Annotated in this window: 24 protein-coding genes and 2 tRNA genes; 11 read left to right on the top strand and 15 right to left on the bottom strand. The window is 66.3% G+C overall.

Annotated features, from left to right (window positions below):
• Positions 1 to 46: 46 nt before the first annotated feature.
• Entirely contained in the window at positions 47 to 1,585 is a 1,539-nt protein-coding gene (locus CQW49_RS04450) for a YifB family Mg chelatase-like AAA ATPase (protein ID WP_003615324.1), read from the bottom strand.
• A gap of 330 nt (positions 1,586 to 1,915) precedes the next feature.
• On the opposite strand from CQW49_RS04450, the gene CQW49_RS04445 reads away from it, so the two are divergent.
• On the top strand, positions 1,916 to 2,746 hold the full coding sequence (locus tag CQW49_RS04445) for a lytic murein transglycosylase (protein ID WP_003615325.1): 831 nt from the start codon (positions 1,916 to 1,918) through the stop codon (positions 2,744 to 2,746).
• Between the two features lie 7 nt (positions 2,747 to 2,753).
• Here the strand turns inward: CQW49_RS04445 and CQW49_RS04440 are convergent, their stop codons facing one another.
• Both CQW49_RS04440 and CQW49_RS04435 read right to left on the bottom strand, forming a co-directional pair.
• A complete protein-coding gene (locus CQW49_RS04440; RefSeq protein ID WP_003615326.1) occupies positions 2,754 to 3,407 on the bottom strand; it encodes a hypothetical protein in 654 nt (217 codons plus the stop codon).
• 238 nt (positions 3,408 to 3,645) lie between these two features.
• A tRNA-Leu gene (locus CQW49_RS04435) sits at positions 3,646 to 3,732 on the bottom strand.
• Between the two features lie 262 nt (positions 3,733 to 3,994).
• Here CQW49_RS04435 and CQW49_RS04430 point away from each other — a divergent pair.
• Both CQW49_RS04430 and CQW49_RS04425 read left to right on the top strand, forming a co-directional pair.
• Entirely contained in the window at positions 3,995 to 4,558 is a 564-nt protein-coding gene (locus CQW49_RS04430; RefSeq protein ID WP_244441342.1) for a hypothetical protein, read from the top strand.
• Entirely contained in the window at positions 4,555 to 4,956 is a 402-nt protein-coding gene (locus CQW49_RS04425) for a PIN-like domain-containing protein (RefSeq protein WP_003615331.1), read from the top strand. Before CQW49_RS04430 ends, CQW49_RS04425 begins: the two co-directional genes overlap by 4 nt.
• Before the next feature lie 118 nt (positions 4,957 to 5,074).
• Here the strand turns inward: CQW49_RS04425 and CQW49_RS04420 are convergent.
• From CQW49_RS04420 to hslV, 3 genes are all read right to left on the bottom strand, one after another.
• Positions 5,075 to 5,150 (bottom strand) — tRNA-Ala (locus CQW49_RS04420).
• 138 nt (positions 5,151 to 5,288) lie between these two features.
• Positions 5,289 to 6,596: an ATP-dependent protease ATPase subunit HslU gene (gene hslU, locus CQW49_RS04415; RefSeq protein ID WP_003615334.1), complete on the bottom strand. Its 1,308-nt coding sequence runs from the start codon at positions 6,594 to 6,596 to the stop codon at positions 5,289 to 5,291.
• Between the two features lie 28 nt (positions 6,597 to 6,624).
• Positions 6,625 to 7,191 carry an ATP-dependent protease subunit HslV gene (gene hslV, locus CQW49_RS04410; RefSeq protein ID WP_003615336.1) on the bottom strand — a complete coding sequence of 189 codons (567 nt, stop codon included), beginning with the start codon at positions 7,189 to 7,191 and terminating at the stop codon, positions 6,625 to 6,627.
• 85 nt (positions 7,192 to 7,276) lie between these two features.
• Here hslV and CQW49_RS04405 point away from each other — a divergent pair, with 85 nt between their 5' ends.
• From CQW49_RS04405 to CQW49_RS04395, 3 genes are all read left to right on the top strand, one after another.
• Positions 7,277 to 7,930 carry a class II aldolase/adducin family protein gene (locus CQW49_RS04405; RefSeq protein ID WP_003615338.1) on the top strand — a complete coding sequence of 218 codons (654 nt, stop codon included), beginning with the start codon at positions 7,277 to 7,279 and terminating at the stop codon, positions 7,928 to 7,930.
• Positions 7,931 to 8,088: 158 nt separating this feature from the next.
• Positions 8,089 to 8,700 carry a glutathione S-transferase family protein gene (locus CQW49_RS04400; RefSeq protein ID WP_003615340.1) on the top strand — a complete coding sequence of 204 codons (612 nt, stop codon included), beginning with the start codon at positions 8,089 to 8,091 and terminating at the stop codon, positions 8,698 to 8,700.
• A 131-nt stretch (positions 8,701 to 8,831) separates the two neighbouring features.
• On the top strand, positions 8,832 to 9,203 hold the full coding sequence (locus CQW49_RS04395) for a hypothetical protein (protein ID WP_003615342.1): 372 nt from the start codon (positions 8,832 to 8,834) through the stop codon (positions 9,201 to 9,203).
• Between the two features lie 617 nt (positions 9,204 to 9,820).
• Here CQW49_RS04395 and CQW49_RS04390 read toward each other — a convergent pair.
• From CQW49_RS04390 to CQW49_RS04380, 3 genes are all read right to left on the bottom strand, one after another.
• Entirely contained in the window at positions 9,821 to 10,996 is a 1,176-nt protein-coding gene (locus CQW49_RS04390) for an IS4 family transposase (RefSeq protein ID WP_024749735.1), read from the bottom strand.
• A gap of 163 nt (positions 10,997 to 11,159) precedes the next feature.
• Positions 11,160 to 12,527: a PleD family two-component system response regulator gene (locus CQW49_RS04385; RefSeq protein ID WP_003613090.1), complete on the bottom strand. Its 1,368-nt coding sequence runs from the start codon at positions 12,525 to 12,527 to the stop codon at positions 11,160 to 11,162.
• A gap of 13 nt (positions 12,528 to 12,540) precedes the next feature.
• Positions 12,541 to 12,912, bottom strand: coding sequence for a response regulator (locus tag CQW49_RS04380; RefSeq protein WP_003613091.1), 372 nt, complete (start codon positions 12,910 to 12,912; stop codon positions 12,541 to 12,543).
• 199 nt (positions 12,913 to 13,111) lie between these two features.
• On the opposite strand from CQW49_RS04380, the gene CQW49_RS04375 reads away from it, so the two are divergent.
• On the top strand, positions 13,112 to 13,387 hold the full coding sequence (locus tag CQW49_RS04375) for a DUF3572 domain-containing protein (RefSeq protein ID WP_024750000.1): 276 nt from the start codon (positions 13,112 to 13,114) through the stop codon (positions 13,385 to 13,387).
• Between the two features lie 23 nt (positions 13,388 to 13,410).
• Here the strand turns inward: CQW49_RS04375 and CQW49_RS04370 are convergent, their stop codons facing one another.
• A complete protein-coding gene (locus tag CQW49_RS04370; RefSeq protein ID WP_003613093.1) occupies positions 13,411 to 13,821 on the bottom strand; it encodes a GlcG/HbpS family heme-binding protein in 411 nt (136 codons plus the stop codon).
• A 123-nt stretch (positions 13,822 to 13,944) separates the two neighbouring features.
• Between CQW49_RS04370 and CQW49_RS04365 the strand changes: the two genes are divergently transcribed.
• The 3 genes from CQW49_RS04365 to glcF all read left to right on the top strand — a co-directional run bounded on the left by CQW49_RS04365 (position 13,945) and on the right by glcF (position 18,225).
• A complete protein-coding gene (locus tag CQW49_RS04365; RefSeq protein WP_003613094.1) occupies positions 13,945 to 15,438 on the top strand; it encodes an FAD-linked oxidase C-terminal domain-containing protein in 1,494 nt (497 codons plus the stop codon).
• Positions 15,439 to 15,647: 209 nt separating this feature from the next.
• Positions 15,648 to 16,826 carry a glycolate oxidase subunit GlcE gene (gene glcE, locus CQW49_RS04360; RefSeq protein WP_003613095.1) on the top strand — a complete coding sequence of 393 codons (1,179 nt, stop codon included), beginning with the start codon at positions 15,648 to 15,650 and terminating at the stop codon, positions 16,824 to 16,826.
• Positions 16,827 to 16,935: 109 nt separating this feature from the next.
• Positions 16,936 to 18,225, top strand: a complete 1,290-nt coding sequence (glcF, locus tag CQW49_RS04355) for a glycolate oxidase subunit GlcF (RefSeq protein WP_003613096.1) — start codon at positions 16,936 to 16,938, stop codon at positions 18,223 to 18,225.
• Here glcF and CQW49_RS04350 read toward each other — a convergent pair.
• The 5 genes from CQW49_RS04350 to CQW49_RS04330 all read right to left on the bottom strand — a co-directional run bounded on the left by CQW49_RS04350 (position 18,216) and on the right by CQW49_RS04330 (position 23,229).
• Positions 18,216 to 18,776 (bottom strand): hypothetical protein, encoded by a 561-nt coding sequence (locus tag CQW49_RS04350; RefSeq protein WP_003613097.1) that lies wholly within the window; start codon positions 18,774 to 18,776, stop codon positions 18,216 to 18,218. The two genes, glcF and CQW49_RS04350, sit on opposite strands and share 10 nt — an antisense overlap.
• Before the next feature lie 63 nt (positions 18,777 to 18,839).
• Positions 18,840 to 19,874 carry a tryptophan--tRNA ligase gene (trpS, locus tag CQW49_RS04345; RefSeq protein ID WP_003613099.1) on the bottom strand — a complete coding sequence of 345 codons (1,035 nt, stop codon included), beginning with the start codon at positions 19,872 to 19,874 and terminating at the stop codon, positions 18,840 to 18,842.
• A 280-nt stretch (positions 19,875 to 20,154) separates the two neighbouring features.
• On the bottom strand, positions 20,155 to 20,943 hold the full coding sequence (locus CQW49_RS04340; protein WP_003613101.1) for an ankyrin repeat domain-containing protein: 789 nt from the start codon (positions 20,941 to 20,943) through the stop codon (positions 20,155 to 20,157).
• Positions 20,944 to 21,172: 229 nt separating this feature from the next.
• The gene (locus CQW49_RS04335; RefSeq protein WP_003613103.1) at positions 21,173 to 22,543 is read right to left on the bottom strand and encodes a sensor histidine kinase; all 1,371 of its coding nucleotides are present in this window, start codon (positions 22,541 to 22,543) and stop codon (positions 21,173 to 21,175) included.
• The gene (locus tag CQW49_RS04330) at positions 22,540 to 23,229 is read right to left on the bottom strand and encodes a response regulator transcription factor (protein WP_003613105.1); all 690 of its coding nucleotides are present in this window, start codon (positions 23,227 to 23,229) and stop codon (positions 22,540 to 22,542) included. Before CQW49_RS04330 ends, CQW49_RS04335 begins: the two co-directional genes overlap by 4 nt.
• Before the next feature lie 243 nt (positions 23,230 to 23,472).
• Between CQW49_RS04330 and CQW49_RS25395 the strand changes: the two genes are divergently transcribed.
• Positions 23,473 to 23,841 (top strand): hypothetical protein, encoded by a 369-nt coding sequence (locus CQW49_RS25395; RefSeq protein ID WP_024750002.1) that lies wholly within the window; start codon positions 23,473 to 23,475, stop codon positions 23,839 to 23,841.
• Positions 23,842 to 23,885: the final 44 nt, after the last annotated feature.

Below are 23,885 nucleotides of genomic sequence, written 5' to 3'. Positions count from 1 at the left end.
GGTACGGAATGGGAGAAAGTATGAATCCTGAAATTGAACGCGTTGTTCAAGCCGCGGCCCGCGCTCCCCTGCGCTCGCCGCGATAGGCGAGAGCTTCGGCGAGATGGCGGCGCTCGACGGCTTCTGCTCCGTCGAGATCCGCGATCGTGCGGGCGAGCTTCAGCACACGATGAAAGCCGCGCGCGGAGAGCTGCAGCCGGTCCGAGGCGTCGCGAATCAGCGCCGTCCCGCCGGCGTCGAGCCGCGCTGCGGCTTCGATCGTGGAGGCGGGCGCCGAGGCGTTGGTGGTGGTCGGGGTGAGGCCCATGCGCTCATAGCGCAGACTCTGACGTTCGCGCGCGGCGGCGACGCGCCGCGCCGCCTGCGCCGAGCCTTCCGCCGGAGGCGGCAGCACGAGGTCGGCGGCCGACACAGCGGGAACCTCGATGCGAAGGTCGAAACGGTCGATCAGGGGACCGGAGAGCCGGGCGGCGTATTGCGCGACGCAGCGTTCATTGGGCTGGCGCCGGCAAGCAAAGCCCGGATCGAGCGCATGGCCGCAGCGGCACGGATTCATCGCCGCGACGAGCTGGAACCGCGCCGGATAGACGGCGCGGTGATTGGCGCGCGAGATCGCGACCTCTCCCGTCTCCAGCGGCTGGCGCAGGCTGTCGAGCGCCTGGGCGTGGAATTCGGGCAATTCGTCGAGGAACAGCACGCCATTGTGGGCGAGCGAGATCTCGCCCGGGCGTGCGTGCGTTCCGCCGCCGACCAGCGCCGCCATGGAGGCGGAATGATGCGGCGCCCGAAACGGCCGCCGGTCGGTGAGCTCGCCGCCCGCGAGCTCGCCCGCGACCGAATGGATCATCGACACTTCGAGCAGCTCGCGCGGGCGCAGCGGCGGAAGAATCGAGGGAAGGCGCGCCGCCAGCATCGACTTGCCGGCGCCCGGGGGGCCGTTCATCAGGAGATTATGGCCGCCGGCCGCCGCGATCTCCAGCGCCCGCTTGGCGCTCTCCTGGCCTTTGATGTCGCAAAGATCGGGCAGGTCGCCGGCCGGCGCGCGCACCGCGGGTAGCGGCCGCGCCAGGACCTGGATTCCCTTGATGTGGTTGACGAGCTGAATGAGCGAGCGCGGCGCGATAACTTCCATGTCGCTCGACGCCCAGGCCGCCTCCGGCCCGCATTCACGTGGGCAGATCAGGCCATGGCCGCGCGTGTTGGCGGCGACCGCGGCCGGCAGCACGCCGGCGACCGGCGTCAAGGTCCCGTCGAGCGCCAGCTCGCCGAGCACGGTGAAGCCGTCGAGCGCATCGGACGGGATGGCCCCGATCGCCGCCATCACCCCGAGCGCGATCGGCAGATCATAGTGGCTGCCTTCCTTGGGCATGTCGGCCGGCGCCAGATTGACGGTCAGGCGCTTCGCCGGCAGCGCCAGTCCCGAGGCGGTGAGCGCGGCGCGCACGCGCTCACGCGATTCGGCCACCGCCTTGTCGGCGAGGCCGACCAGAGTGAACACGACATTGCCATTGGCGATCTGCACCTGCACGTCGACGGGTTTCGCCTCTATCCCCTCGAAGGCCACGGTTGCGACTCTGACCACCATGCCCGCGTCCCCGCCCGCTGCGCGCGCCGAATAAAGCTCGACCCTCACAATGCTAGCGCGCTCCGCTCGCCCGCGCAAGAACAATATGGGAACAGACCAAGGCGGCGCGGGGGCCGAGCGGATGGCGCCCCTCGGAGGGCCGATTCTCGCCATCCCGGCAACGTCGTGCTAACGCCTCGGCGCCAGACTGGGGCGAGCTTGCTCAGGCGGATGTCGCCGTTCGAGCGCGACGCTCCGGCATGGCCGCGCGCAAAAAGGCCGTGAATCGGCGTCAGTCTGAGCTGCGGACGACCATGCGACGCGCGAAGGCGCGAGATCGGAAGACGTGAGATGAGCGGGCACAGTCATTTTCGAGGGATAGTTCTGGCGGCGGCGCTGCTGGTCGGCTCGGGCGCGGGGGCGGCCGAGGGCGGCGTCGATTGCGGCCGCAGCGCCGAGGGCTTCGAGCCCTGGCTCGACTCCTTCAAGCGCGAGGCGGCGGCGGCGGGGATCTCGCAGCACGCGATCCAGGCGTCCTTCGCCGACGTCTATTACGACCGCTCCGTGATCTCCCATGATCGCGGCCAAAAAGTGTTTCGGCAGAGCTTCGAGCAGTTCTCCGCGCGCATGGCCAATTCGTTCCGCATCAACAAGGGTCGTCAGCTGCTGCAGCGTCATGCGGGATTGTTCCGGCAGATCGAGCAGCGCTATGGCGTGCCGGGCCCGGTGCTGGTGGCGATCTGGGGCCTCGAGACGGATTTCGGCTCCTTCAACGGCAGCTTCGCCACGATTCGCGCGCTGGCGACGCTCGCCTATGATTGCCGTCGCGCCGAGCGCTTCCGCGGCGAGCTGCTCGACGCGTTGCGCATCGTCGATCGCGGCGATCTCTCGCCGGACAAGATGCGCGGCGCCTGGGCCGGCGAGATCGGCCAGACCCAGTTCATGCCGTCGTCCTATTTGAAATTCGCAGTGGATTTCAACGGCGACGGCTCGCGCGACCTCGTTCACGACACCGCCGATGTTCTCGCCTCGACCGCCAATTTCTTGCATGGCTCCGGCTGGAAGGCGGGCGCCGGCTGGGACGAGGGCGAGCCCAACTTTCCCGTTCTGCTCGAATGGAACAAAGCGAAGGTCTATTCCAAGACCATCGCCCTGCTCGCCGATCGCATCGACGGCCGCTGAGTCGGCGCTACTCCGCCGGCTCGGGCCGCGTCGTCGTCGTCTTGAGCGGCGCCGTCGGGCGATGCTTCAGATAGACGAAGAAGAGGCCGATGACCCCGAGGCCCATCAGAATGTAATAGGGCAGGGTGCGAAAGAAGCTCTCGCCGACCGAGAAGGGAAAGCGTGAGACCCAGCGCTCGCCGTGCGGGCCGGTCGCCGTGACGATGCCGACGAAGAATCCCGCCTCCGGGAACACATGCTCGAAGTTGATCGTCCCGTTCGGGTAGACGTGAGGCGGGCGATAGGCGACGGTCACCGCGTCGAGATCGGCGTTCTCCTTCGCTTCGCCGCCAACATCCTTGACGATGCGGAAGTCGATCGCCATCTCGCGCAGCTCGTCCTGCTCGGCGTCGAGCGCGATGATCATATGGCCGGTGGAGGGAATGTCCTCGCAGAACTCGTTCTTCGAGGCGTCCGGCAGATAGCCGGTGAAGTTCATGATGTCCGGCCCGATGAACAGCCGGCAGCGACCCTCCGCCGCGCCGAGCCGCCCATGGGCGGAGGCGGGGCCGGCGAAGGCGACGAGAAGCAGCGCCGCGCCGAGGAGGCCGGCGAAGGGCGTGGACCAAAGGCGGCGAAACCCATCGATCGACCGCCGTGACGGGACAAGACCGTCGGGCATGATAATTCTCCCTCGCGCTCCGTTTCCGGCCTCGGCTCCGCCTCTGCGCCGCGGCCGTCAGCCTTCGACGAGGCTGAAGTCGCGCGCAGCGCGCCCCCTGTCGCCACAGGAACGGCGCGCCGCGCTCGAGGGAAAATCATATCCGATAATCGGGCGTTTTCCAGCGCCAGTTCCCGCTCCCGCTCACGTTGCGGAGGGCGGCGTCTGCGCGCGGCGTCTCGAGATAAAGAGGGAGGGTTGGTGCGGGCGGTCGGAGTCGAACCGACATATCCGTGAGGATGGCGGATTTTGAGTCCGCTGCGTCTACCAGTTCCGCCACGCCCGCGATGTTCGATGGTTATAGCGAGTCGGAGCGGTCGCGCAACGGGGAATCGGCGGATGGAGCCTCGGCCGAAACAGCCCCCTCTCTGGGCTCCTAGGCCATCCAGGTGTATAAACCGCCTATGCGTTCCAACTTGCGACCCGCTGACGAGATCCCGATCGGAATCGGCTTTTACACCATTCCAGAGGCGTCTCGGCTCATCAAGACGCCTGCGCGGAGCATCCGGCGGTGGCTCGGCGGATATTCTTACAAGAACGATAGGGAAGTGACGGAAGTTCCGCCCTTGTGGACGCCGCAGCTCCCTCGATTCGAGGATCGCCTGGAGATTGGATTTCGGGATCTGATCGAGCTGCGATTCGTGCGAGCCTTCCTCGATGCGGGGCTCGGGCTGAAGACGATTCGCGATTGCCTAGCGCTCGCGCGCGACTGCGCAAAGGACGATCGACCGTTCTCGACGCGACGCTTCCAGACAGACGGTCGGACGATCTTCATGGAAAGCCTCGAGCTTTCGGGCGAGGGCGAGTTGCTGGACTTGAAGAAGCGGCAATATGCGTTCAAGCGAGTGGTCGAGCGCACGTTTCGGGATTTGGATGTCTCGGACGAGGTGGTCACGCGCTGGCGGCCTTTCAATGGAAAGGAGTCGATCGTCGTCGATCCGGGCCGAGCCTTCGGCCAGCCGATCGCGGCGGAATTCGGCGTTCCGACAGTCGCGCTCGCGGAGGCGGTCGAAGCGGAGGGGTCGGTCGAACGGGTCGCGATGATTTACGACGTCTCTATCGGCGCTGTCCGCGACTCGGTGAAGTTCGAAGCGTCATTGCGGGCGGCGTGAACATTCTCATCGACGAGCATCTTCCTCCGGTGCTCGCGCGAGCCCTCGACGAGCTTTTCAAAGGCGAGCACAGCGTCGTGCATCTTCGCCAGAAATTCGGGCCATCCGTAAAAGATATCGAATGGATCGAGGCTTTGAGCCGCGAGGGCAGGTGGGTGATTATCTCTGCAGACCGCCGCATCACCAAAAACAAGGCCGAGTATCACGTTTTCAGGAATTCGAGGCTGATCGGGTTTTTCATGTCCCGAGCCCTGTACAAGAGCAAGCTCACGAAGCAGGCGGAGCGCCTCCTCGCCGTCTGGGACGGGATGATCGATTTGGCGACGAGGGTCGAGGGCGGGGCGATGTTCGAATTGCCGATGAAGAGCACGACGCGCTTCCCGCAGCTCAGGCCCTAAGAGAAGGATATGTTAAGGCCTCACTTACCGCGATGGTTCGTCTGCTTCGCTCGAGTGGGGATTGCCGGGAATGTTTGGCGAGGCCCGGTTGCAGTCACTTATTTTTGTCGATGGTCTTTGGTGGAGCCAGACGGAATCGAACCGACGACCTCTTCAATGCCATTGAAGCGCTCTCCCAACTGAGCTATGGCCCCACTTTTCCCCTTTTTTGGAAGGGGTATTCCGGCCCTCTTGGGAAAGGGCGGAGCGTTCCGGCGACTCGTCGCCGCCGGCGTGAGGGCTGTATAGTTCAGCCCGCCGCGCGCCGCAAGCCCGTCTTCGCCATTTTGCGATCAGAGAATGAAACGGCTCAAATCCCTGTTCTTGGCGAGGTCGCCGATGTGCTTCTCGACATAATCGCCGTCGATCGTCACCGTCTCGCCGGCGCGGTCGGAGGCCGAGAAGCTCACCTCGTCCAGCACGCGCTCCATCACCGTCTGCAGGCGCCGCGCGCCGATGTTTTCGACCGATGAATTTACCTGCACCGCGACCCGGGCGATGGCGTCCACCGCCGAGGGCGCGAAATCCAGGGCGACGCCTTCGGTCGCCAGCAGCGCCACATATTGCTTGGTGAGGCAGGCCTCGGTCTCGGTGAGGATGCGGCGAAAGTCCTCCTCGTCGAGCGAGGCGAGCTCGACGCGGATCGGCAGGCGGCCCTGAAGCTCCGGCAGCAGGTCCGAGGGCTTGGCCACATGAAAGGCGCCCGAGGCGATGAACAGCACATGGTCGGTCTTCACCGGCCCGTGCTTGGTCGCGACCGTCGTGCCCTCGATCAGCGGCAGCAGGTCGCGCTGCACGCCTTCGCGCGAGACATCGGCTCCCCCGCGTCCTTCGCGGGCGCAAATCTTGTCCAGCTCGTCGAGGAAGACGATGCCATTGTTCTCGACCTCGGCGATGGCCTCGCGCACGCTCTCCTCCTGGTCGATCAGCTTCTCGCTCTCCTCGGCCAGCAGCGGCGCATGCGCGTCCTTCACCTGCATCTTGCGGCGCTTGGCGCGGCCTTGAAACGCCTTGCCGAAGATGTCGCCGATCGAGAAGGCGGAGACGCTCGCTCCGGGCATGTTCGGCAATTCGAACATCGGCATCTGCGCGCCCGATTGCGCTATCTCGATCTCGATCTCCTTGTCGTTCATCTCGCCGGCGCGCAGCTTCTTGCGGAAGGAATCGCGCGTCGCCGGCGAGGCGGCGGGGCCGACGAGGGCGTCGAGCACGCGCTCCTCGGCGGCGAGCTGGGCCTTGGCCTCGACATCCTTGCGGCGCTTGTCCTTCACCAGCATGATCGCCACCTCGACGAGGTCGCGCACGATCTGCTCGACGTCGCGGCCGACATAGCCGACCTCGGTGAATTTGGTCGCCTCCACCTTGAGGAAGGGCGCATTGGCGAGCTTGGCGAGGCGGCGCGCGATCTCGGTCTTGCCGCAGCCGGTCGGGCCGATCATCAGAATATTCTTGGGCAGAACCTCCTCGCGCATGGACCCTTCGAGGCGCAGGCGCCGCCAGCGGTTGCGCAGAGCGACGGCGACGGCGCGCTTGGCGTCCTTCTGCCCGACGATGAAGCGGTCGAGCTCGGAGACGATCTCGCGCGGCGAAAAATCGGCCATGTTCAAAGTTCCTCGGCGGCGGGCGCGATCAGATCGCTTCGACCACGATGTTCGTATTGGTGTAGACGCAGATCTCGGCGGCGATCTCCATCGCACGGCGGGCGATGGGCTCGGCGTCGAGCGGCGTGTCGAGAAGCGCGCGCGCCGCGGCGAGCGCATAATTGCCGCCCGAGCCGATCGCGGCGACGGAGCCGTGCTCGAAGGCTTGCGGCTCCAGCACGTCGCCGGCGCCGGTGAGCGTCAGCCCCACCTCGCGGTCGGCGACCAGCATCATGGCTTCCAGCCGGCGCAGATAGCGGTCCATGCGCCAGTCCTTCGCGAGCTCGACGCAAGCTCTGGTCAATTGTCCGGGATATTGCTCGAGCTTGCCCTCGAGCCGCTCGAACAGAGTGAAGGCGTCGGCTGTGGCGCCGGCGAAACCGGCGATCACATCGCCCTTGCCGAGGCGGCGCACCTTCTTCGCATTGGCCTTGACGATGGTCTGACCGAGGCTCACTTGTCCGTCGCCGGCGATGACCGTTCTGCCGCCCTTCTTCACGAGGACGATGGTGGTCGCATGCCAAACCGCCGGCGGCGCATTTTGTTCCAGAGTCATCCGAGCCTCGGCCTGAAAAGAGTCCTGCGGATGTAGGGGCTCGCGAGCGCCTCGGCAAGAGGCGCTAGGGGAGGGGGCGAGGGTAGTGGCGGAACAGGATCAGCGCGCAGCGCTCATCGCCGCGGCGCGGGAGATGAATGCGCTCGGCATCAATCAGGGCACTTCGGGCAATCTCTCGATTCGGCACGGCGACGCCATGCTGATCACGCCGAGCGGAACGCCCTATGACGCGCTGACGCCGGAACAGATTCCGCTGGTTTTCCTCGAGGACGGCCGCTTCGAGGGCCCGCTCGCGCCGTCGAGCGAATGGCGCATGCATCGCGACATTCTGCGCGCGCGAAAGGACGTGAATGCGGTGGTGCATACGCATTCGACCTATGCGACCGTTCTCGCTGCGCTGCGGCGCGACATTCCCGCAGTGCATTATATGATCGGCGTGTTCGGCGCGTCGCGCATCCGCTGCACCGGCTATGCGCCCTTCGGCACGCAGGCGCTCTCCGATCTCGCGGTCGAAGGGCTCGGCCGTGCGCATGGCGTGCTGCTCGGCAATCATGGAATGATCGTGACGGCGGACGGGCTCGAGCGGGCGATGTGGCGCGCCGTGGAGCTCGAGACGCTGGCGCGGGTCTATTATCTCGCTCGCCTCGCCGGCGAGCCGGTGATTCTTCCCGAGGAGGAGATCGTCGCCGAGATCGAGCGCTTCGCCAGCTACGGGCTGAAGACGACGGAGGCGCGCTGACAGCTCGTATCGCGAGGCCTCGAGAGCGAGCCTGAAGGCTCGCGGTCCAGAGGCCGGGTTTGGACCGCGAGCCTTCAGGCTCGCTCTTCGAAGAAGGATGGAGAGTGGCTTTCACCTCCCTGGCGCGGCGCTTGCTTCGCGCCGCCAGGAGGCGCGCGATGAAATTCTATATGACGCCGGGGTCCTGCTCGACGGGCATCCATATATTGCTGGAGGAGATCGGCCTCGTGTTCGAGGCCTATGTGCTCAATCTGCCGCGTGGCGACCATCTGAAGCCGGAATATCTCGCCATCAATCCGCATGGCACGATTCCGACGCTGCTGCGCGACGACGGCGTCGCGCTGACGGATTTTGTCGCCATAGCGACATGGCTCGCCGAGACCTATCCGCGCCGCAAGTTGCTGCCGGAGGACGCGGAGGCGAAGGAGCGAGCGATGGTCTCGCTCAATTTCGCCACCCGCTATATCCACGGCGAGGGCTTCCGCCGGGTGTTCACGCCGGAGCGTTACGCCGCCGCGGGCGCGATCGAGGCGGTGAAGGCGCAGGGACGTGAGATCGTCGCCGAGGCGTTCGAGAAGGTGAATCGTGAGCTCGACGGCAAGTCCTATGTCGTCGGCGCCTTCTCCATCGCCGACGCGGGGCTCTTCTATGTCGAGTTCTGGGCGGACAAGATCGGCATGGAGCTGCCCGCCAATTGCCGCGCCCATTATGAGCTGATGAAGACGCGCCCCACCGTGCGGCAGGTGCTGGCGGAGGAAGGCTATCGGTGAGGTCGCGCGACAAAGCTCGCGCGACAACTTGCCGCATGACCGGCGCCGGCACTTGACCCGTCCTGCCCGGTCTCATAGCGTGAACTCATAGCCGAGAGTGTGCGGACGTGAGAGCAGCAGCCCGAAGACAGATGAACAGCGGACGTGTGACCGTGAATGCGGTCGCTGCGATCCTGTTCGTTCTGCAGGCTCTCGCTCTCGGCTTCGCCGGCTCGGCGATGGCGGGCGTCGCGAACAGCCCCTTCGGGGTCGTCTGCGTCACGCTCGACGGCGATGACGGCTCATCGGGCTCGGTTCCGGTCGAACGGCAGCATGTCTGCCCCTGCTGCGTCATCCATAGCAGCTCGGCCATAGAGATCGATGGCGGCGTCGTGACCGTCGTCGTGCTCCGGCGGGAGCGGCCTGTCGCGAGCCCATGGTCCGAATTCCGGACCGATGTCGCCGGCGTGTCCCCCGAATTGCGGCCTCTATCGCCCCGCGCGCCTCCGGCCGTTCTCGCCTGATTTCTCCCTGACGAGCGCCGAGCGGCCGGTTGTGGTCGCTTCCAGATCGAAGAGATGGCGACGTGTCCCGTCGTCGCCTGACCTCCGTCCTCTCGTCAGAAGCGCGCTTTGCGCGTGCGCCCCGCGTCAGTGCAATGGCCCCCTCCTGCCATTCCGGCCTGTTGGCGTGTTTCTTCCGAGAGATCGACTCCCTCTTCGAGAGTTGATCTTCCTCTTCTCCGGCATCCGCGGCGGCCCCCGGGCCGCGGCGTCTCCTCTTCACTCGGATGCTCTCCTCCGAGTGGGGCTCCCAACTCTCCCTGCCCGAGCATCTCTCGGGCAGGTTTTTTTTGTCTGTGGGGGAGGGGGAGGTGCGCGTCAGGCCGTGGCGAGAAAATTCCCACTGTCCTTTACCTGCGGTCGCAGGCAAACGCATTTGCCGACTCTCGACGCTCTCCCTTCTCCCGCTCGCGGGAGAAGGTGGCCCTCGCGTCAGCGAGGGTCGGATGAGGGCGCCTCCGGCTCGGCGTTTCTTGAAGCATCACTTTGAACGACAGCAGTCTATGGCGCGAACCCTCATCCGACCCCGCTTTGCGGGGCCACCTTCTCCCGCAGGCGGCACGGCTGTCCGGGGAAAATCAGGCATAGGCGAGCTCCAGCTGCCTCGGCGATATGCGCCGCCGCGCGGCCTGATATTTGGGCGGCGGCCGTTCGAGTCTGTCGATCGGTCGCCGCTCGAACAGAAACCTGCCGGCGAGCTCCGAGAACCGCAGATGCGCGAGTTCGATATCGTGGCGGTGGGCGGCGATGCGCAGCAGCACGAAAGCGATCATCGCCGCGATCAGCTGCAGCCGCACGGCGTTCTCGTTTTCGCCGAGAAACTTGCGGATGTTGAGATGCTGCTTGATCCAGCGGAACAGCAGCTCTATGGCCCAGCGCGCCTTGTAGAGCGCGGCGATCTCGACCGCCGAACGCGTCATGTCGTTGGTGATCACGACGATCAGCTGCGGCTTGCCGTCCTTCAGCGCATCGCGTTGAATATGAAGGCGACGCAGCGGCATGGGCAGTTTCGAGTCGCCCTTGCTGGCGAGCTCGACCTCGCAATCCCTGAGCACGGTGTAGCCTTCGCCGCGCGTCTGCGGCATCTCCCGATCCGCGAGGTCGGTGAGGCGGGTGTTGCTCTTGGGGCGCGTGACGAACAAGGCTCGGGCCTCGTGAATGTCCCTCCACCATTTGAAATCATAATAGCCCTTGTCGAAGACATAGGTCGCGCCGGCCTCGATCGGCGTCTTCTTGCCGATCTCGACATCGTTGACATTGGCGGGCGTGACCTCGACGCAGAAGGGGCGGTCGACCCCGGGATCGTAGACGACGTGCATCTTCATGCCGTGGATGCGGCCGTTCGAGCGGGCGAAGTCGTGGAATTTGCTCAACGGGATAGGCGTCGAATCGATGAGGCGCAGCAGCTCGGCGCCGTCGCGGCGCGTTCTGCGGTCGAGTTCGCAGGAGAGGCGCGCGAAAAGATCGGCGAAGACGCCGACGGGCCGGCGTGCGTTGGCTTCGGCGAGGGTGGAGCGGGCGATCCTGCGGACGCCGAGGTGATAATGGGAGCCGCTGTTGGCGTTGAAGGCGGCCTCGAGGCTGCGCAGGCTCGTTTCGCCGCCGAGCTGAGCGGCGATCAGGACGACGAGATGATCCCAGCTCTTGAAGGATTTGTCGTAGGCGTCGCCCTTGTGGCGCGCGACGATTTGGCCGAACGCGCGACGATCGATCGGCTTGAGCAAGTCGACAAAAACGCTATTCTGGAAGCGCATGTCTGGTCCTTTATTTTCCAGTCTCGACAACCGGAAAATACCCCGAAACCTTCGGAAGTACCAGGCATGCGCCCGCGACTTATCGACTCATTCCCCGGACAGCCGTGCGCAGGCGGGAGAAGGGAGCGCCCTTATTTCAGCGGACGGGTCGTCCATCGCCCGCTCACGCCGCCGCGGCGGTCACCCGATTGCGGCCGGCGCTCTTCGATTCATAGAGCGCCTTGTCGGCGCGGCGCAGCAGCGAGTCGGGATTGGCCTCGCGGCCGCGCTCGGCGATGCCGATCGAGGCGGTGACGGGAATCGTCCGGCCGGCGGCGTCGATGCAGAAGGGCTCGGATTGAATGGTCGCGCGCACGCGTTCGGCGACGCGCGTGGCGATGGCGAGCGGCGTGTCCGGCATCACGATGACGAATTCCTCGCCGCCCAATCGGCAGATGAGATCGGCGCTGCGCACCACGCGGCGCATGCGTCGGGCGAAGTTCTTCAGCACCTCGTCGCCGGCGTCATGGCCGAAACTGTCGTTGACCGATTTGAAATGGTCGATATCGAGGATCATCAGCGTCAACGCCCGGCCCTGATGCGCGGCATTGTCGAGCAGCGAGGCGAGATGCGTCTCGAGATAGCGCCGGTTGTTGAGCCCGGTCAGCGGATCGACGGCGGCGAGCTCGATCGCCGCCTGCACATCGGAGCGCAGCGAGTCCGCATAGCGCTTGCGACGCAGCTGGCTGCGCACGCGCGCGACCAGCTCGTTGCGGTCGATCGGGCGGACGATATAGTCGTTGACGCCGAGATCGAGGCCGCGAAGAATGCGCTGGCGATCGTCGAGGTCGGCGATGATGAGAATGGGCAGGGCGCGGGTGCGCTCGAGCGAGCGCATCTGGCTGCACAGGCGCAGCGCGTCGAAATCCGACAGATCGAGGCTGACCGCCGCCATGTCGAACCCGCCCTCCGCGGCGCGGAACAGCGCCTCCTGCGGATCGGCTTCTATCGTCACCTCATGCAGGCCGCGCAGGGCGGAGACGATTCGCTCCGCCGAGGCGGCGCGGTCCTCGATGAGGAGAATGCGGCCGTTCTCGCCGGCGTCCAAGGAGCTGCGGGTCAGCTCGACGAGGCCGAGGCTCGCCGTGGTCACGGCGCGCGAGCGCAATTCGTCGAGCATCATCTTGAGGCGCGCCAGCGAGCGCACGCGGGCCAGCAACGCGACCTCGTCGACAGGCTTGGTCAGAAAATCATCGGCGCCGGCGTCGAGCCCGCGCACGCGGTCGGAAGGCTGGTCGAGCGCCGTCACCATGATCACCGGCAGATGCGCCGTCGCCGGATCGGCCTTCAATCGGCTGCAGACCTCGAATCCGTCCATGCCCGGCATCATCGCGTCGAGCAGCACGATGTCGCAGCGGTCGTCCCGGCACAATCGCAGCGCGTCCGTGCCGTTGGTCGCGGAGAGCACGTCGAAATATTCGGCCGTGAGACGGGCCTCCAGCAATTTGACGTTGGCGGCGAGGTCGTCGACGATCAGAATGCGTGCGGTCATGGCCGTGGGTCTTTCATCTATCCGCGAGGAATGCGTTCACGGTCTCGAGAAAACGCGCCACCGAAATGGGCTTGGAGAGATAGGCTTCGCAGCCGCCCTGGCGAATCTTCTCTTCGTCCCCCTTCATCGCGAAGGCGGTGATGGCGATGATCGGTATGGAGCGCAGCTCCTCGTCGTCCTTGAGCCAGCGCGTCACCTCGAGGCCGGACACTTCCGGAAGCTGAATGTCCATCAGGATCAGATCCGGAGAATGGCGGCGCGCGAGCGCGATCGCCTCCACACCGCTCTTCGTCTGCAGGGTCGCATGCCCATTCGCTTCGAGAAGATCGTTGAAGAGCTTCATATTGAGTTCGTTATCCTCGACGATGAGGACGGTCTTCTGCATGGGCTCTCGGCTTTCGCTTCCTCATCTCGCGTCCTCGGCCGGCGCGAGCCGCCTCGGATGCGTCTTCCCCGACCTCCGCCGACACGGCATATGCGGACGGAACGGCCAGATGACGAGTTCGTCTTCTGGTTAGCAGAGGAAGATTGATGAAATGAAAATCGGAAAGACTACACACCGCGGAGGTGGCGAAAAGCGGGCGATGCGCCCGACGATTGCCGAGGCGCGCGCCATCGCGTTGCAGATATTGATTTTTTTATCGAATGACGATGAGCGGATGGAGCGCTTTTTGGCGCTCACGGGAACAAATCCCGGCGCGATTCGCGCGCTCGCCGGCGATGATGGCTTTCTGCGCGCCCTGCTCGAGCATGTCTGCGCCGACGAGCCGTTGCTCGTGGCCTTCTCGGCGGCGGAAGGCGGCGATCCGCAGATCGTCGCCGCCGCTTGCGTCGCGCTCGGCGGAACCGGCTTCGAATAGGGCGGCTTTGCGGCGGCGCGCGTTCAGCTGTCCTCGGCGACGATGGCGGCGCCCGCCGCAGCGACGATTCCATCCTGGAAGGATTGCACGCCGGAGACGCCGATCGCGCCGACCAGCTCGCCGCGGTAGAGAATGGGCGCGCCGCCCTCCACTGGCGTCAGGCCGGGAAGGGCGAGCATCGCCGTGCGGCCGGAGGCGACCGCCTCCTCGAGCGCCTTGGTCGGCCGCTTGAACAGCGCCGCCGTGCGCGCCTTGGCCGTCGCGATCTCGCTCGAAGCCGGCTGCGTGCCGTCGAGCCGCTGCAGCAGCATGAGATGTCCGCCGTCGTCGACGATGGCGATGACGACATTCCAGCCACTCTCGCGCGCCTTCGCCTCGGCGGCCTCGGCGATCCGCCGCGCATCGGCGAGGGTGAGCGCGAATTTGGTCTGCATGGTCCGCTCCTTTCCGCCCTGCCGGGCCGCACGGCGAGGCTTGCATGCCCGCGTCGGCTCGCATAGGGAGGATCATGAATCCGCCGGCGGAGCAAGCCGCGTCGCGGGTCCTCGAGCGAGACCATGCCTCTCACAATGCCTCTGCCGGAGCCCGCGATCCTCTCGCGTCGCGACGAGATCGTCGCGCGCCTGCGCGAGATTTTGCCGCCGGCCCATGTCATCGCCGATGAGACGGCGCGCCGCGCCTATGAATGCGACGCGCTCGCCATGTATCGCGCGCTGCCGCTGGTCGTGGCGCTGCCGGAGACGGTGGCCGAGGTGAGCGCGATCATGGCGCTGGCCGCCGAGCTGAATGTGAAGATCGTGCCGCGCGGCGCCGGCACCTCGCTCTCGGGCGGCGCGCTGCCGCTCGAGGACGGCATTCTGCTCGGCATGGCGAAGTTCAACCGCATTCTCGAGGTCGATTTCGAGAATCGCTGCGCCCGCGTGCAGCCGGGCGTGCAGAATCTCGCCATCACCCGCGCGGTGGAGCACGCCGGCTTCTATTACGCGCCCGATCCGTCGTCGCAGATCGCCTGCACGATCGGCGGCAATGTCGGCGAGAACGCCGGCGGCGTGCATTGTCTCAAATACGGCCTCACCACCAATAATATTCTCGGGCTCGAGATCGTGCTGATGGGCGGCGAGGTGCTGCGCCTCGGCGGCAAGCATCTCGACAGCGAGATGTATGACCTTCTCGGGCTGATGACTGGCTCCGAAGGCCTGCTCGGCGTCGTCACCGAGGTGACGGTGCGCCTGTTGCAGAAACCGCTCACAGCGCGCGGCCTTCTGCTTCCCTTTCCGAGCGTCGAGGCCGGCGCGCGCTGCGTCGGCGCCATCATCGCGCGCGGGATCATTCCCGGCGGGCTCGAGATGATGGACCAGGCGACCATTGGCGCGGTCGAAAGCTTCCAGCCCTGCGGCTATCCGCTCAACGCCGGCGCCATCGTCATCGTCGAGCTCGATGGAACGCCGGCGGAGGTCGACCATCTCGTCGCTGTCGTCGAGGGAATCGCGCGCGCCGAGGGCGCGATGGAGACGCGGGTCTCGCAGAGCGAGGCGGAGCGGCTGCGCTTCTGGGCCGGGCGCAAGAACGCCTTTCCGGCGGTCAGCTGCATCGGTCCCGATTATCTCTGCATGGACGGCACGATTCCGCGCCGCCGCCTGCCCGATGTGCTGACGCGCATGGATCGACTGGCGAAAGCCTGCGGCCTGCGCGTCGCCAATGTGTTTCACGCCGGCGACGGCAATCTGCATCCGCTCATTCTCTATGACGCCTCCAAGGACGGAGACATCGAGCGCGCCGAACAGCTCGGCGCCGATATATTGCGTCTTTGCGTCGAGGTCGGCGGCGTGCTCACCGGCGAGCATGGCGTCGGCGTCGAGAAGCGCGATCTGATGGGCGAGATGTTCGACGAGACCGATCTCTCGCAGCAGCAGCGCGTCAAATGCGCCTTCGATCCGCAGCACCGGCTCAATCCCGGAAAAGTGTTTCCGACGCTGCACCGCTGCGCCGAGCTCGGCGCGATGCATGTGCAAAGCGGGAAGCTGCCGTTCCCCAATCTGCCGAGGTTCTAAAGGTGGGAGGTCATCGTCAATCCCGATCGGGCGCCTTCCTTCTCCCGCTCGCGGGAGAAGGTGGCCCGGCGCAGCCGGGTCGGATGAGGGCTCCCCGAGATTGGCGCGCCCTTTGTCGCACGCCGCAAGCTTTGATGGACCCTCATCCGACCCCGCTTCGCGGGGCCACCTTCTCCCACGAGTGGGAGAAGGGTGCGCGAGCTTTCTAGATGACGCCGAGCCCCAGAGACGAAACCGACGTTCGCGATGCGATCCGCGACGCGCTCGCGGCGGAGACGCCGCTCGCCATTCGCGGCCATGGCTCGAAGGCAGGGCTCGGGCGCGCCGCTGCGCCCGCGCAAATTCTCTCGCTCGCGGCGCTCTCCGGCGTGACGCTCTACGAGCCGGAGGAACTGGTGCTGACCGCGCGCGCCGGCACGCCTTTGCGCGAGATCGTCGCTCTGCTCGACGCGCATCGCCAGCAATTGGCGTTCGAGCCGATGGATCATGCGCTTCTTCTCGGCGGCGCGCGCGACGACGCCACCATAGGCGGCGTCGTCGCCGTCAACGCCTCCGGCCCGCGGCGCATCAAGGCGGGCGCGGCGCGCGATCATCTGCTCGGCTTTCGTTGCGTCACCGGCCGCGGCGAGATCGTGAAATCCGGCGGCCGCGTGATGAAGAACGTCACGGGCTATGATCTTTCCAAGCTCGTCGCCGGCTCCTATGGCACGCTCGCCGTGCTGACCGAGACGACGTTCAAGGTTCTTCCCCAGGCGGAGACCGAGCAGACGCTGCTGCTGTCTGGCCTTGGCGAGGAGAAGGGTCTCGCCGCTCTGCGCAAGGCGTCGGGCTCGCCCTATGAAGTTTCGAGCCTCGCCTTCGATCCGCGCGAGAACATCGCCGCGCTGCGGCTCGAGGGGCCGGAGATTTCAGTCGTGAAGCGCCGCGACGATCTCGTCGCTCTGCTGGCGCCGCTCGGCGCCGCGGCGCAAACGTTGGAGGCGGAGAGCAGCCGCGCCTTCTGGATGCGCTTGCGCGATGGGGAGCCCGTCGCGGCGGGAGAGGGCGTCGTCTGGCGCATATCGCTCGCGCCGAGCGACGGTTTCACTTTCGTCGAGAGCTTGCGGCGCAATGGCGCGCCACTGCTCGCGCATGTGTATGATTGGGCCGGCGGCCTGGTCTGGCTGCGGCTCGAGGCGGCGCCGGACGCTCATGCGGGCGCCATTCGCGCCGTCGTCGATCGGCTCGGCGGCCATGCGACGCTGATCCGCGCCGATGAAGCGACGCGAGCCACAGTGGACGTGTTCCATCCGCAGCCGGCCGCGCTCGCCGCGCTGACGCGGCGCGTGAAGGACGCGTTCGATCCGCTCCATATTCTGGAGCGCGGCCGCATGAGGGCGGATTTCTGATGGCTTGCGAGCAGCGAACGGATGTGCTTCGAGAAGCGAGCCCGCGGGCTCGAGGTGCGACGCGCGCCCTGGACCGCGAGCCTTCAGGCTCGCACTTCTGGCGATAGCGATGCAGACGCATTTCTCACCCCGTCTCCTCGCCGATTCCGACATGTCGCAATCGGAGACGATTTTGCGCGCCTGCGTGCATTGCGGCTTCTGCACCGCGACCTGCCCCACTTATCTCCTCACTGGCGACGAGCTCGACAGTCCGCGCGGGCGCATCTATCTCATCAAGGAAATGCTGGAGAACGACCGTCCCGCCGACGCGCGCACGGTTCGGCATGTCGACCGCTGCCTCTCCTGCCTCTCCTGCATGACCACATGTCCGTCGAGCGTGCATTACATGCATCTCGTCGATCATGCGCGCGCGCATATCGAGAAGACCTATCGCCGTCCGCCGCTCGAGCGTCTGCTGCGCGCGGCGCTCGCCTTCACGCTGACGCGCCCCGCTCTGTTTCGGCAATCGCTGCGCGCCGCCGCTCTGGCGCGGCCGTTCGCGCGCCTTCTGCCGCTGCGCTTCGCCGCGCTCTTCGACATGGCGCCGGCGCGTCTGCCGCCGCCTTCGCCCGTCGATCGGCCGCAGGTCTTCGCGGCGAAGGCGCCGCGGCGTATGCGCGTCGCTCTTCTCTCCGGCTGCGCGCAGACCGTGCTCGACACGCGCATTCATGAAGCGACGGTGCGCCTGCTGACGCGGCTCGGCGCCGAGGTCGTCGTCGTGAAAGGCGCCGGATGTTGCGGCGCGCTGCCGCATCATCTCGGCAGAACGGACGAGTCGCACGCGCTCGCGCGAAAAAACATCGAAGCCTGGACGCGTGAGGTCGAGAGCAGCGGATTGGATCGCATCGTCATCGATGCGTCCGGCTGCGGAACGACGGTCAAGGACTATGGCCATATGTTCCGCGACGATGCGGCGCTCGCGCAGGACGCGGCGCACGTCGCATCGCTGGCGCGCGACGTGACGGAAGTGGTCGCCGAGCTCGGGCTGGCGCCGCAGATCGATGTCGGCGCACTGCGCGTCGCCTATCACTCGGCCTGCTCGCTGCAGCATGGGCAGAAGATCGCGGATCTGCCGATGGAGCTGCTGCGTCGCGCCGGCTTCGATGTCGCAGCGGTTCCCGAGAGTCACATCTGCTGCGGCTCGGCCGGAACCTATAATCTGCTGCAGCCGGAACTGGCGACGCAATTGCGGGCGCGCAAGATCGCCAATATCGAGACGCTCGCGCCGCGCGCCGTCGCCGCCGGCAATCTCGGCTGCATGATGCAGATCGGGCAGGGGACGTCCATTCCGATCCTGCACACGATCGAGCTCATCGACTGGGCCTGCGGCGGGCCGCGGCCGGCGGCGCTTCAGGGATAATCGCTGCCGTAGCGGAAGGCGACGAGCCGATCGTGACGAAACGTGTATTCGGCGAAATAATTCGGCATGTGGACGCGCTGCAGGAACGGATGGCTCGGGTCCTCGGTCTCGTAGCGGATGGTCATGCGGCCGCCCTTGGTCTTCTTCTGCGTGAAGCAGAGTCCGAGCAGGTCGATCACGAATTGTTGCGGCACGCCGAGCCTCACGCCGCGCTCGCTCGCAAGATGCTCGGTCTCGAGCAGCTTGCCGGGACGCCGCGAGGCGCCGACCGCCGAGCGCACCTCGATCACGGCGAAGGCGCCGCGCACGGAGCCCGGATATTGCGTCATCGTCGCCATCTCGCTCTTCTCACGATTGAAGAGCAGCAGCGTCGGCATGTCGTCGCCGGTGACGGGAAGCTGATCGAGCGCGCCGAGCACGCGCTCCGCGCTCGCCTCGTCGTCGAGCCCCACGCCGGCGATGTCCGTCTCGGCGTGAGTGATCTTGCAGCCGGCGAAACAGGATTCGCCGAAAACGAGCAGCGCCGCCAGCGAGCAACCGATGCGATTCATGCGTCTCTCCATCGCGTGAGAGAATAGCAGGAGATTCGATTCGCGATGTGTCTCGACGTGGTCTCAGCGCAGGAAGCCGACGATATCCTTTACCGCGTCCATATTGGCGCGCGCCAATTCGCGCGCTCGCTCGGCGCCGTCGCGCAGCACGCCGTCGACATAAGCCTCGTCGGCCGAGAGGCGGCGCATCTCGGCGGTGATCGGCGAGAGCTTCTCGACCGCGAGATCGACGAGGGCGTTCTTGAAGGTCGAGAAATTGGCGCCGCCGAACTCGGCCAGCACATCGGCCTTGGCGCGCTGCGACAGCGCAGCGAAAATGCCGACGAGATTTTGCGCCTCCGGCCGGCCCTCGAGACCCTTCTCCTCCGAGGGGAGGGCGTCGGGATCGGTCTTGGCCTTCTTGATCTTCGTCGCGATCTGGTCGGCGTCGTCGGCGAGATTTATGCGCGAATAGTCGGACGCGTCCGACTTCGACATTTTCTTCGAACCGTCGCGCAGGCTCATCACCCGCGTCGCCGGGCCGGAGATCAAGGGCTCGGGCAGCGGGAAGAAGGCCTCGCCGAAACCATTGCGGAGAATCGACTCGGCGAAGTCGTTGTTGAACTTCTGCGCGATGTCGCGAGAGAGCTCGAGGTGCTGCTTCTGGTCGTCGCCGACCGGCACATGAGTCGCGCGATAAATGAGAATATCGGCGGCCATCAGCACCGGATAGTCGAGCAGGCCCATGGAGGCGTTCTCGCGATCCTTGCCGGCCTTGTCCTTGAACTGCGTCATGCGGTTGAGCCAGCCGATGCGGGCGACGCAGTTGAGCACCCAGGCGAGCTCGGCGTGCTCGGCCACCTGGCTCTGATTGAACACGATGTTCTTCTTCGGATCGATGCCGCAGGCGATGAAGGCGGCGGCGATCTCGCGCGTGTTGGCTTTGAGCTTGAGCGGGTCCTGCGGCACCGTGATGGCGTGCAGGTCGACGACGCAATAGAGGCAGTCGAAGCTCTGCTGCAGCTCGACGAATTTGACGATCGCGCCGAGATAATTGCCGAGGTGCAGATTGCCGGTGGACTGCACGCCGGAGAAGACGCGCCGGGGAAAGCTGGTCATGTATGAGCGCCGACTGGTTTGAGGCCGGCGGCTCTTATGGCAATGAGAGGACCGGAGCGCAAGTATCGGCGCTCCGGGGTCCATGGCAAACGGGTGAAGGAATGCGCTCCCGTCATCCTCGTCCTGAGGAGCCCGCGAAGCGGGCGTCTCGAAGGACGGCAACGAGAAGAAACCTATCACTTCGCCCCGCGGCCGTCCTTCGAGACGCCGCCTGCGGCGGCTCCTTCAGGACGAGGGTTGCGAATTTGTTCCTCGACCCGATTGCCGGGCTCCGGGCGGCTCAGCCGCGTTTGGCTCGCGCGGCGGCGCGCATCAGCGTCAGGCACTCTTCAGTCGCGGCCATTTCCAGCGCCGAGAGGCCGAGATCGGTCTCCTGGGCAGGATCGGCGCCGGCGGCGAGCAGCGCCGCGACCGCCTTGGCGCGGCCGGAGGAGGCTGCGAACATCAGCGCCGTGGCGCCGGTGAGATTGACATGGCCGATGTCGATTCCCGCTTCGACGAGCAGGCGGATGTTGTCGACATTCTCGCCGACGCAGGCGAGCCACAGCGCCTGATTGCCGTCGGCGTTGATCGCATGGAGGTCGGCGCCGGCTGCGAGCAGCTCCTTCACCAGCTCCGGCGGCGCGAGCCGCGCGGCGGCCATCAGCGCCGTCGCGCCGGTCTTGTCCTTGGCGTTCACATCGCCCGGCGGAAAGCCGTTCTCGACAAGAAACGCGCTCAGCGCGGCGCCGAGGGCGGGCGCCGCCGTCGCCGCGGCGCGTTCGGCGGCGGCCCAGGCCTCATAGCCGCCATCGAGGCTGTAGACCTGCGCAAAGCCCATGTCGGCGAACACTTTCGCATAGGCTTGGCTCGAATTGCCATGATAGCAGCAGACGACGACCGGCGTTTCCTTCGGCGTCTCGAACAGATAAAAAGACAGGTCCTCCTGCGAGGCGTTCTCGGCGCCGGCGATGTGCCCGCGGGCATAGGAAGCGGGGTCGCGCACGTCGAGCACCAGCGCGTCGCCCGCGCTCAGCACGGCGCGCGCCGCGGCCACGTCGATCCGGCGAAATCCTTGCCCCTCGGTCATGTTCCATCCTCGCTCTCGAGAGCGAGCCTCGAGGCTCGCGACGAGCGCAGCTATGCGAAGTCGGGGCCAAATGCGGCGCCGGGCCCGAATTTCGAAGCGATATCGCGCTGCGTTCGGAGCTTTGGCTCTAGAGCGCTATCCGATCCGATTGGGTCGCATAGCGCTCTGGCAGCCTCTCGTTTGAGCGAATTCTGATCGATCGAACGATTCTGTTCGATCGGAAGGCGCTCTAGCCGAGGTCGCCGCGGGCGAACGACAAACGGAACGTCGCGCCGCCGCCCGGCGTCTGCAGTACGGCGATGCGGCCGCCCATCTTCTCCATCAGCTCCCTGGCGACGGCGAGGCCGAGGCCGGTTCCCGGCGTCGCCTCGCTCTTGCGCCAGAACGGCTCGAAGATGGTCTCGCGATCGGCGGGCGCGACGCCCTCGCCATGGTCGATCACCTCGATGCGCGCATCGCCGACCGTCACGAGCACCGTGCCGCCGCGGGGCTCCGCGCGCAGCGCATTGTCGATGAGATTGGCGACGATGCATTCGATGGCGCGCCTGTTGCCGCGCGCGACGACCGGCGTCGGCCCGCCCTCGAAGGCGATCTCGCGGCCGCATTCGATGACGAGCGGCATGTAATCGGCGACGATGCGCCGGATCGCGTCGACGAGATCGACCCATTCGTCGACCGGGCCCTGACGCTCGCCGAGCCGCGCGGCGGCCAATAATTGCTCGACGATCGCCTGCAGCTGGCTGGCGTCGCGCATCAGATCGCTCTTGAAGGTCGGGTCTTCCTTGTCTTCGAGCCGCGCGCGCAGAATGGCGAGCGGCGTGCGCAATTCATGCGCGGCGTTGGCGGTGTAGCGGCGCATGCGCGCAGCGCCCGCGTCGAGCCGCGCCAGCGCGCCGTTCATCGAATCGACGAGCGTTAGAATTTCTGCGGGGACGCCGCGCAGAGGCAGTCGCTGATGCAGCGAATCCATGTCGATGCGCGCCGCCCCCGCGGCCACCGAGGCGAGCGGGCGCAACCCCTGGCGCACGGCGAACCAAGCGGTTGCGGCGGAGATCAGCACCACGGCGACGATATAGGCGTTGAGCCACGCGAACTCGTCTCGCATCGAATAATAGAAGTCGTCGAAGCGGAATTTCTGCCGATAGGTGGCGATATGCATTTGTCCGAACGGCGTGCGCGTCACAGCCATGAAGCCGAGCTCCTCGGTCTTCGGGTCCTCCGGCAAATTGAAATGCGCATGAGTCGTGCTGAGATCGACGATTTTCGCCAGAAGCGGGACCAGCTCCGGAGCCGAGCCCTCGACTGCTCGTCCGGTCATCGCCTCGAAGGCCGCATAGCGCATGAGGGGGGCGCGTGCGATCTCCGCGCGCAATTCCGCGTTCGGCTCGATTCGCAACCGCCGATCCTCGCCGCGCGTCAGCGACATGACGATCATATCCTTGGTGCGCGAAGCGGCCAGAGCGTCGAACGAATAGACCATATAGCCGAGGCCATAGGCTCCGAGCGTGAAGGTCGCGATCCAGCCGATGGCGAAGGCGAAGATTTGCGCGACGATGAGAAAGCCGACGATGCGAAGGGCGAGGGACGGCGCTTTGGTCAATTCCCGCCCTTCGGCTTGGCTTCGGAGAGCATGTAGCCGAGCCCGCGCGCCGAATGAATCTCCACGCCGGCGCCGTGCTCCTGCAGGCGCGTTCGCAGCCGCGAGACGAGCGTCGTCAGCGTATGCTCCTCGATCTCCTCGTCGGCGCCATAGATCCCGGCGATCAGCGCCTCGCGCATCACGACGCGTCCGGCGCGACGCGCCAGCGCTTCGAGCAAGGCGAGCTCGCGCCGCAGCAACACGACGGGACGGCCGGCGACGCTCACCGTGCGCGCGTCGAGGTCGAAGGCGAGAGCGCCGATCGCGATCGGCGGCGTCACCTCGCCGCCGGGACGTCGAAGGCTCGCGCGGATGCGCGCCATCAGCTCGTCGAGGTTGAAGGGCTTCGTCAGATAATCGTCGGCGCCGGCGTCGAGCCCTTCGATGCGGTCGTCGACCGCGTCGAGCGCGGTCAGCACCAATATGCGCCCGCCCGGCTGCCTGGCGCGCATCAGCGGGATCAGCGACAGGCCGTCGCCGTCCGGCAGGCGGCGGTCGAGCAGAGCCACGGCGAAAGGACCCGCCTCCAGCGCCGTCTTCGCCCGTTCAATGCTGTCCGCATGATCGACCGCATAGCCGGCGCGCCGGATGCGCCGCGCAATCCGGCTCGCCAATTCGTCGTGATCCTCGACCAGCAAAATTCGCAAGGGGCGCCGCTCCGCAACCTGAGGTCCAGTCGAATTCACGATGAAAAGGGCGCCATTGGCAAGCCCCGTCGGGGGCGCGACCGTGATGTTTTTGCCACAGTTCCAAGGCTTTCGAGCGCGCGCGCAAAAGCGTAACTTTGAGGGGACGGAACCTGCCTAAACCAGAAGCGCAGCAACTCGGCGACGCCGGGGCGGACGGGAGAGCGGCGGGTGGTCGTGCGGTCGAGCGGAGATCGGAGGCGGGTGGGGCCGACGCAATCGGCGGCGATGCTCGTCGCCGCGCTGGCGATGGTCCTGCACGCGCTCCTCGCCGGCTTCGGCGCTTCGGCGCAGGCGACGCCCGGCTTTCGCGCCGTCGCCGCGACGACGATCTGCATTCCCGCTTCCGGCGACGGTCATAGCGCGCCGTCTTGCGACTCCTCTAGGTCGCACTGCTGCCTACGCGGCGAGTCCGGCGATGCGCCGATCACGCCCATCGCTGCGCTCGAGACGCCCGCGCCGATGTCGATCGTCGTCCGCGCCGGCGCGCTCGGTTTCGAATCCCTGGCCGAGCGCCGCCTGGCGGGCTGGGCCAGCTCCTGGTCGGCGCAGGCGCCGCCGCGCTTCTCCTGATCGATCCGCGGCGCCCGCGAGGACCCGCCGCCAAGCCGATGTCG

Source organism: Methylosinus trichosporium OB3b (assembly GCF_002752655.1).
Lineage (GTDB): Bacteria > Pseudomonadota > Alphaproteobacteria > Rhizobiales > Beijerinckiaceae > Methylosinus > Methylosinus trichosporium.
This window is presented reverse-complemented; position numbering and strand designations above follow the sequence as displayed.